General features: G+C 70.1%; 7 protein-coding genes and 1 pseudogene. 3 read left to right on the plus strand and 5 right to left on the minus strand.

The annotated features are described in order from the left end of the window. Nucleotides 1-205: 205 nt before the first annotated feature. Nucleotides 206-793, minus strand: coding sequence for a gliding-motility regulator Ras-like GTPase MglA (gene mglA, locus D7V77_RS38015; protein ID WP_014394794.1), 588 nt, complete (start codon nucleotides 791-793; stop codon nucleotides 206-208). An 11-nt stretch (nucleotides 794-804) separates the two neighbouring features. Then, nucleotides 805-1,284, minus strand: a complete 480-nt coding sequence (gene mglB / locus D7V77_RS38020) for a gliding-motility regulator GTPase-activating protein MglB (RefSeq protein ID WP_002637270.1) — start codon at nucleotides 1,282-1,284, stop codon at nucleotides 805-807. A gap of 222 nt (nucleotides 1,285-1,506) precedes the next feature. Between mglB and D7V77_RS38025 the strand changes: the two genes are divergently transcribed. The 3 genes from D7V77_RS38025 to D7V77_RS38035 are packed head-to-tail and all read left to right on the plus strand — an operon-like array spanning nucleotide 1,507 to nucleotide 6,952. Then, nucleotides 1,507-3,072: a collagen binding domain-containing protein gene (locus D7V77_RS38025; RefSeq protein WP_120581127.1), complete on the plus strand. Its 1,566-nt coding sequence runs from the start codon at nucleotides 1,507-1,509 to the stop codon at nucleotides 3,070-3,072. A 49-nt stretch (nucleotides 3,073-3,121) separates the two neighbouring features. Continuing rightward, nucleotides 3,122-5,089, plus strand: coding sequence for a hypothetical protein (locus D7V77_RS38030; protein WP_120581128.1), 1,968 nt, complete (start codon nucleotides 3,122-3,124; stop codon nucleotides 5,087-5,089). A gap of 3 nt (nucleotides 5,090-5,092) precedes the next feature. Next, complete coding sequence (locus D7V77_RS38035; RefSeq protein ID WP_120581129.1) at nucleotides 5,093-6,952, plus strand: protein kinase; 1,860 nt, start codon at nucleotides 5,093-5,095, stop codon at nucleotides 6,950-6,952. Between the two features lie 54 nt (nucleotides 6,953-7,006). Here the strand turns inward: D7V77_RS38035 and recR are convergent, their stop codons facing one another. The 3 genes and pseudogenes from recR to D7V77_RS38050 form a co-directional block, all read right to left on the minus strand. Continuing rightward, nucleotides 7,007-7,600 carry a recombination mediator RecR gene (gene recR / locus D7V77_RS38040; RefSeq protein WP_120564938.1) on the minus strand — a complete coding sequence of 198 codons (594 nt, stop codon included), beginning with the start codon at nucleotides 7,598-7,600 and terminating at the stop codon, nucleotides 7,007-7,009. Between the two features lie 6 nt (nucleotides 7,601-7,606). Then, entirely contained in the window at nucleotides 7,607-7,924 is a 318-nt protein-coding gene (locus D7V77_RS38045; protein WP_014394799.1) for a YbaB/EbfC family nucleoid-associated protein, read from the minus strand. 97 nt (nucleotides 7,925-8,021) lie between these two features. Continuing rightward, nucleotides 8,022-8,771: pseudogene (locus D7V77_RS38050) on the minus strand (DNA polymerase III subunit gamma/tau); the annotation flags it as partial.

Below are 8,771 nucleotides of genomic sequence, written 5' to 3' on the forward strand. Positions count from 1 at the left end.
AAGCAGGGGAGGGGGACGCACCTTGCGCGAGCACCGGCCCGGGCAGGCCAGCGCTCAGGAGCGCGAGGAGACGGAGGGTGGCGGTTGCGACGCGCACGGTACGACCTCGGAAGGCGGCTCTGCCCGACGGCACGAGGTCATACCATCGTTCGCCGGGGGCTGCCCGGTGGGGGCCAGCCCGCCGGGCAGGACAGCAGGCGGAGTGTCAACCGCCCTTGCGAAGCTCGGTGAGAACCAGCTTGGCCACGGCCTTGAGCGTGTCGAACACGCCCACGCCCGTGGGCGCCACGGCCTGGTACTCCGGGATGTTCCGCGGGTTGAGCGCCTTGCGCATCTCCTCCACGGTCACCGCGTTGGGCAGGTCGCGCTTGTTGTACTGCACGACGTACGGAATCTTGTTCAGGTCGTAGCCCTGCTCGGCCAGGTTGATGCGCAGGTTCTCCAACGACTCCATGTTGGCTTCCATGCGCTCAATCTGGCTGTCGGCGACGAACACCACGCCGTCCACGCCCTTGAGGATGAGCTTCCGGCTGGCGTCGTAGAACACCTGACCGGGCACCGTGTAGAGGTGGAAGCGCGTCTTGAAGCCGCGGATCTCACCGAGCGACAGCGGCAGGAAGTCGAAGAAGAGCGTGCGGTCCGTCTCCGTGGAGAGCGAGATCAGCTTGCCCTTCGTGTCCGCCGCGGTCTTGTTGTAGATGTACTGAAGGTTGGTCGTCTTCCCGCAAAGGCCCGGCCCGTAATAGACAATCTTGCAGTTGATTTCGCGGGATGAGTAATTGATGAAGGACATGGCTTCCCGGGTTACTCGCTGAAGAGGTTGTCGATATCGTCGTCGGAGATCTCGGCGAACGGCGAACCGGCTCCGGGGCTGTCGGTCTTCTTCACGAGGCTTTCGAAGATCTTCGTCAGCTCGTCGCTGGCCTTCTTGATGCGCAAGCGCACCAGACCCAGGCTCGTGCGGTTGTCGAAGATGACGACCAGCACCACGCGGCTGCCCACGATGGTCATGTAGAGGCTGTCCTTCGCCCCTTCATGGAACTGGTTGGGGAACTCGTTCTCCCCGATCAACTTCGCCAGACCGCCCATGGCGGCCACGTTGCCGGCCGTCAGCGACGCAAGCGACGTGGTGTCGATGTTCTGCGTCTGGCCGGCCGAGGAGATGAGCTGGCCGTTCTTGTCGACGAGGAAGACCACCTTCGCGTTCGCGTCCTTGGTAAGCCGGTCGCAAACGGCGTTGATCTTGGTGAACTCCTCTTCGTACATCACCAGTTGCGTGCCCATGGGCGTATGCGCTCCTCAGCGTTCGCTCGCCCCGCGCACGGCGGCGCTCCGATGTTTCTGGAGTGAATCCCGGAGGTTAGACGAGGCGCTACCGACCGCCGTCATGCTTAGCAAAGCAGTTCCACTCCAGCAAGAAGCCAGCCGTGATCCGCGCCGATCTTGAAGGAATGACGGCATCGCGGGTTGGGACACCTGCCCCTCTTCTCTATACTCTCCCGGGCCTTGCGCCGCCCGAGCCCCCTCACCGACATCCTTCCGCGCCTCGTCGTCCTCGTCCTGGTGCTCGCCTGTACCGGGGCCGCCCGTGCGCAGGCCCCCGAGTCCGAGCGCGCCTCGTTGCGCTTCCGCTACGGCCTGTCGTCCCGCCAGGGTGAGCAGGTGGATGTAGGGCCCGGGCTCACCTACAGCGGTCTGACGCCGAACGACGTGGCGCTGACGTTGATGGGCTGGGCGGGGGAGTACCTGGGCGGCCAGGTGGATCTCCAGCGCGAGGCCTTCGAACTGCGGGACGCGTCGTCGCGCGTGACGGGCGGCAGCCTGGTGCGCGGCTCGCTGGGGCCTCGCGGGCGACTGTCGCTCGGGCCGGTGCGGCTGGAGCTGGGAGCGGGCTACGGCTTCGCGCAGCTTCCGTTGTTCGGCGGGTTCACCTACGCGCCGGTGTTGCAGCGGGGCGTGCGGCACGCGGCGCTGATTTCAGGCCGGGTGCTGGTGGCGCTGCCGGCGGAGCTGCAGTTGGAGGCGCGGGGCGAAGTGCCTCTGACGTTGTCCGCGCACGCGGCGGACGGGCTGAAGGCGTCGTCGTCCGGCTATGTGGTGGGCGCGGCGCTCTTGTATCCGGTGGTGCGCCGGGACGGCTGGACGGGGCGCGTGCTCCTGGACGTGCAGCAGGCGCACGACACGATGGAGCTGGAGGCCAGCGGCCTGCGCTCCGAGCAGCGGATGCGCCGCATTGGCCTGGGCTTCGAGGTGTCACTGGCCGGCGAGGGCGGGACGTCGCGGCCCGTGGGCCCGCGTCAGGCCTTCGTCGCGCTGAGCGTGGTGGACGCGGAGACGGGCGCACCGCTTCCGGGCGCGCACGTGCGCGTGCCCTCCTTGAAGACGCCGGGCACGAGCGAGGAGCTGGTCGCGGACGCGCAGGGGCAGCTGCGGGTGCTGCTCCCCGAAGGCGCGCAGTCCACCCAGGCCAGCGTGGACGGCTATGAGGACGCCACGGAGGTCGCCACCGTCAGCGGTGGTGCCACCGAGGGCGCGCCGGTCCAGCTCCGCCTGCGCAAGAAGGCGCCGAAGACGGGCTCCCTCAAGCTGAAGGTGGTCCAGGGCAAGGACAGCGCGCCGGTCGCGGACGTGCAGGTGGTTTCGGGCAAGGCGCAGCTGCGCACGAACAAGGCGGGCGAGCTGCTGCTGGAAGGACTGGAGCCCGGGCCCGTGGCCGTGTCGATGTCCGCGCCGGGCTTCCGCGCCACGGAAGAAGCCGCGGTGGTGGTGGCGGGGCAGACGTCGGAGCTGGTGGTGGTGCTGTCGCAGGACCGCAAGGGCGAGCTGGCCACGCTGGTGGGCCAGGTGCGCAGCGCGCGCAACGGCCAGCCGCTGGTGGCGACGGTGATCATTGCCCAGGCGAAGGTGCGCACGCGCACGGACAAGAGCGGCACCTTCACCGCACGCGTCCGCGGCGGCACGTACCGCATCACCCTGTCCGCGGCCGGGCACGTGACCCAGACGAAGATGGTCACCGTGCGCGAAGGCGAGCAGGCCATTCTCAACGTTGATTTGTTCCCGAGGGGCCGGTGAGTCGCGCGGAAGTGCCGCGACGCGCCCGTCTGTCGTCGTCGAGGTTTCAGTGAGTCCTGTCCGCATCCTGGCGCTGTCGCTGCTCGTCCTCCTCTCCGGCTGCTCGGGGTGTGAACGCGAGGAGGCGCCGAAACCTCCGCCAGGGGTGGAGGTGGACGCGGGAGCCGTCGTTCCCATTGGCCGCCTGGAAGGGCTGTCCGGCGACGTGCGCCTGGAGCGCGGCGGCAAGGTGGGCCCCGCGGTGGAGGGACCGCTGCTCGCGGGCGACGCGGTGGAGACCGGTGAGAGCGGATCCGCGACGGTGCGCTTCCCGGGCGACCGGACGGTGGAGGTGGGCAGCGAGGGCCGGTTCGCGCTGGGCTCGGATTCGTCCGGCATCGTGATGAAGGTGGAGCGCGGCATCGTGTTGTCGCGCGTGCCCGCGGGCAGGAAGGCGGACAGCGCGGGCTCCAAGGTGACGTTGAACATCCTCACCCCCTTCGGCCTCACGCGCGTGGGGCCGGATCCGTCGGAGGTGAAGGTCGCGGTGGCGGAGGACTCCGCGCGGGTGGAGGTGAAGCTGGGCGCCATCGAGCTGGTCTCCAAGGACGGCAAGACGCTGCGCGCGGCGCAGGGCGACGCGGTGGACCTGACCCGCGAGCGCGCGCAGGTGACGCCCGCGGCCCCGCGAGTCGTGGAGCTGGCGCCCATCCCGGTGACGGTGCGCGCGACCTCGGGTGTCGCGGAGGTGAAGGCGAAGGACACGGGCCGCTGGCGCAAGGTGCGCCGCGAGGGCGAGGTGCTGGCCTTCGGCGACGGCGTGCGGACGAAGGGCGGCGAGGCGGTGCTGTCACTCAAGGACAGCGGCACGGTGCTGACGCTCGCTCCAGGCGCGGAGGCGGTGCTGGAGAGCGCGGGACAGCAGGGCACTGTCGACGAGGCGCGCGTCAACCTGCTCCAGGGCCTCCTGGCCGTGCAGCTGTCCATGGGGCGTGAGAGCCGCGTGGTGCTGCCGGAGATGACGGTGGAGTCCGGCGGTGGCGCGAGGCTGGAGATCCGCCGCACCGGCGACGGCATGCAGGTGGCGGCGCACACGGGCGACGTGACGCTGCGGCGGGGCGAGGCGCGGCAGGAGCTGCGCGCGGGTGAGCGCGCCACCGTGAGCAAGGACGGCAGCGCGAAGGTGGAGCCGCTGGAGGAGGCGGCGGTCGCGGTGGGCCCGGGCGAAGGCACGGAGGTCTATCACCGGGGGCTTTCGGAGGTGGCGCTCACCTGGCAGGGCGAGGGCGACGCGGTGGTCGAAGCGGCGCAGGACGCGGCCTTCAAGCGCCCGGTGCTCTGGGGCCGCGTGCACCGCGCTTCCGTCAACGTCTCCGCGCTGGCGAGGGGCACGCTGTACTGGCGGGCGCGCAAGGAGGACGGCACGCAGGTAGCGGCGGGCAGCGTCCACTTCGCTCCGGAGTCCCCCACCAGCTCGCTGGCGCGCGCGCGCAACGTGGTGCCGGAGGGGCCGGAGAAGACGACCATCTTCTACCAGGACAAGCCCCCAGCCGTGACGTTCACCTACGGCGAGGAACCGCAGGCCCGTAGCTATCGCGTGGCGGTGTACAAGGCGGGCTCGCTGGCGACGCCGGTGGTGCAGCGCACGGTGTCGGAGACGCGCGCGGCGCTGGAGGCGGGACAGCTGGGCGAGGGCAGCTACCTGTGGTCCGTCACGCCGCTGTCGCAGGCGGGCGCGGCCCTCAAGGGCGGGCGGATGAACAAGCTGGAGCTCGTCTATGACAACTCGGTGGTGGGGCTGGTGGTGGACAGCCCGCGCCAGGGTGTGCCGGCGGCGGAGAAGGTACGGGCTTCAGGTGTGGCGCCCGTGGATGCCCGCCTGTCCATCAACGGACGGGCCGTGCCCTTGGACGCCAAGCACCGCTTCGATACTTGGGTGGCCCCCATGGGACTGCCCCCCCTGCTGGTGTTTAAGATGACGCGTCCCGGTGCCCCGGACGTACTCACGGTGCGCACCCTGAAACCGCGAGGACCTTGAGGGATGGCACAGACCCCCGTTCCCATTCCGGATCCCGCCGGCGCCTCCACCGCGACGCTCCTCCAGCCGTATGGGCAGTACGTGCTCGTGCGCAAGCTGGCAGAGGGTGGCATGGCGGAGATCTTCCTCGCCAAGCTGCTGGGCGCGGACGGCTTCGAGCGCAACGTGGTGCTCAAGCGGATGCTGCCGGCACTGTCGGCCATCCCCGACTTCGTGGAGATGTTCCGCGACGAGGCGCGGCTCGCGGCGAAGCTGTCGCATCCGCACATCGTGCAGATCCACGAGCTGGGCTTCACGGACGGCTGCTACTACATCTGCATGGAGTACCTCGCGGGCGAGGACTTCTCCACGACGCTGCGGCTCGCGGGCCGGCGCCGCCAGTACGTGCCGCTGCCGGTGGTGATGCGGGTGCTCATCGACGCGGCGCGGGGCCTGCACTTCGCGCACACCTTCACCAACGAGCAGGGCCAGCCGCTGCACGTGGTGCACCGGGACGTGTCGCCGTCCAACCTGTACGTGACGTACCAGGGACAGGTGAAGGTGCTGGACTTCGGCATCGCCAAGGCCGAGTCGCGCCTGGTCCAGACGCGCACGGGCGTGGTGAAGGGCAAGTACATCTACATGGCGCCGGAGCAGGCGCAGGGGAAGGAGGTCGACCACCGCGCGGACGTCTTCTCCCTGGGAGTCAGCCTCTACGAGGCCGTCACGCACGTGCGGCCCTTCTCCCGTGAGAACGACCTGGCGGTGCTCAACGCGCTGTTGCAGGGCGAGTTCGAGAAGCCGCGCGCGCTGAGGGCGGACCTGCCGGAGGGCCTGGAGGCCATCATCCTCAAGGCCATGGCGTTCAAGCCGGAGGACCGGTACGCGACGTCGGACGAGTTCGCGGATGCGCTGGAGAGCTTCGCGGCGGAGTTCCAGGGCGGAGCCGCGAGCGCCCCCACGCTGGGCACGTTCCTGCGCAACCACTTCGGCGAGGAGCGCGTCACGGAGAAGACGCGCATCCCCACGATGGCCACGCTCACCGCCGCGCGTCCGACGGACCCTGAGTTCGCGGCCATCTCGCCGCCCGTCGCCGGTGCTGGGACGAACACGTACGGGCATCAGGTGTCCCGCCCGAGCAGCACGGGCGTGAGGGCACTGACCGCGCAGAACAAGACGGCCCCCGTGCAGGCGCAGGCTCCCGAGCCGGAGGTCGTGCCGAGCGCGCCTCCGGTGAAGCCCGCGTCCCGGCGTTGGGTCCTGGGACTGGTGGGCGGCCTGGGGCTGGTGGCCGCGGGCGTGGCGTTCGTCGTCGCGCGGCCTGGTGGCACCGCGACCCACGTCACGCCTCCGCCTCCGGCACAGCCGGCCGTCGCGCCCGTGGCGAATGGGAATCCCGCGGGCACGCAGGGGCAGGGTGCACCGGCCCAGGTGCCTGAAGGGACCACGCCCGGAGATGTTCAGGGCACCGTGCAGGACGGCACGCCGGGCGGTGACGCGGTGGCGACGTCCGTGACGGATTCGCCCCACGTGGATGACGGGGCGGAGGACCCGTCCCACCGCAAGGTCGTGAAGAAGCCGGCGGCGAAGGAGCCCGTGTCGCTGGGCATCGACGACATCCAGCGCGTGGTGTCCGGCGGCCGCTCGAAAATCACCGGTTGCTTCGAGCGCTACAAGTCCGACCTGCCGGCGGCCTCGGGCGAGGTGCAGGTGGAGCTCACCATCGTGTCCTCGGGCAAGGTGCGCGCGGGCACGCGCGGGCCGCTGGCGTCCACGGACGTGGGCCGCTGCCTGGAGACGCAGGCCCAGAGCCTGCGCTTCCCGGTGCACCGCGACCAGGAAGTCACCGTGCTGATGCCGTTCTCGTGGAAGGTGACGCAGTAGCCGGTGCGGCGTCTTCTCCGTCCCGCGTTCAGCGCGCGGGACGGACCAGCACCGTCACAGGTCGCGGCGGGCGGACAGCGCCTTGGCGAGCGTGGCCTGGTCCGCGAACTCCAGGTCGCCGCCCATGGGCAGGCCCTGCGCGATGCGCGTCACCCGCAAGCCCATCGGCTTGAGCAGCCGCGTGAGGTAGAGCGCGGTGGCTTCACCCTCGATGTCCGGGTTGGTGGCGAGGATGATCTCCTCCACCCGGCTGTCGTTGAGGCGCAGCAGCAGCTCCTTGATGCGCAGTTGCTCCGGGCCCACGCCTTCCAGCGGGGACAGCACGCCGTGCAGCACGTGGTAGCGGCCCTTGAACTCGCGGGTGCGCTCCAGCGCCATCAAGTCGGAGTACGTCTCCACCACGCACAGGGCGCGCTCGTCGCGGCGGTTGTCACGACAGAAGCCGCACAGCTCCGAGTCGGTGAGGGAGAAACAGCGCACGCACAGGTGCACCTTCTCCTTCACCTCGCGGATGGCCTGTGAGAGGTCGACGGCGAACTCGCCCGGCGCCCGCAGGATGTGGAACGCGAGGCGCTGGGCGGTCTTCTCACCAATGCCCGGCAGCTTCGCGAGCTGGGCGACCAGGCGATTCAGCGGATCGGGCGTCATCCGTCTTTAATTAATGCCGGGGATCTTCACGCCGCCGGAGATCTTCGCCAGCTCGGCGTTCATGTGCTGACGGCTGTTCGCCAGGGCAGCGTTCACGGCGGCGGTGACGAGGTCCTCGAGCATCCCCGGGTCGTTGGGGTCGATGGCGCTCTTGTCGATCTTGATGCTGCGGATCTCCTGCACGCAGTTGGCGACGACCGTCACGAGGCCCTCGCCGGACTTCGCCTCGACGGTCTCTTCCGCCAGCTGCTTCTTCCGCTCCTCGATCTTCTCGGTGAGCTTGTTCGCCTGCCGGATGAAGTAGTTCAGGTCGATGCCGGGCATGTGCTTCCTCGGTCCCCGGTCGTGGGAGCGCGGGCCGTCATGGCGCCGCTCGGAGCAGGGACGTTGCCGCGCACCCTAGCGGGGCCGCGCGGCGTTGTCAGTCATCAGGAGCGGCGGGCACGTCCGGGAGGTTGGCCGGTGGCCGCTCGGGCTCGTAGACCTGGATGTGTTCGATTTCGCCGCCCAGCATCTTGAGGATGGCCCGCACGGACGCGTGGGAGCGCACCTTGCCCTCGGTGCTCTTCTCGTGGGTATTGCGGGTCTGGGTGTCCTGTTCGGAGAGGCTCTGCCCCATTCCGCCCGGGAGGGCGTCATGGGTCTGGGGCACGTCCGTGATGGTGAGCTTCACGGCCCGGCCGAAGTGCGAGGCCAGCGCCGCGTCCACGGTGGCCTTGCCCCCGGGCGACACCACGGCGGCCTTGTGGAAGGCGGCGGTGGGCGGGAAGCCCAGGATGATTTCGCCCGCCTTCATGGACTGGAGGCGGCCGTTGGCGAGCGCCGTGCCGTGGCGCACGGACGTGGACTTCACGGTCTCCACTGCGGCGCGCCAGCGCTCGGGCAGGGAGCGGTTGGGGTTGTCGCGGCTGGTGGCGACGGGCGCCATCGCGGGCGGCGGCTCGGGTTCCGGCGGCTCCGGTTCCGGGGCGGCGGGCTCCGCGACGGGGATGCACTCGCCGGAGGCACAGCCTTCGGCGGAGCCCTCTTCCGGGAACATGCGCTCGTCCACGTCCTCGTCGCCGAGGGGCGGAGGTTCGAGCGGAGCCACGGGCTCCGGCTTGCGCATGTTGGTGATGCGCACGGTGGGCGTGGCGGGTTCGGGCACGCGAGCCGCGGGCGTGGGCTCAGG

This window comes from Corallococcus sp. CA041A, assembly GCF_003612075.1.
GTDB classification, from domain to species: domain Bacteria; phylum Myxococcota; class Myxococcia; order Myxococcales; family Myxococcaceae; genus Corallococcus; species Corallococcus exiguus.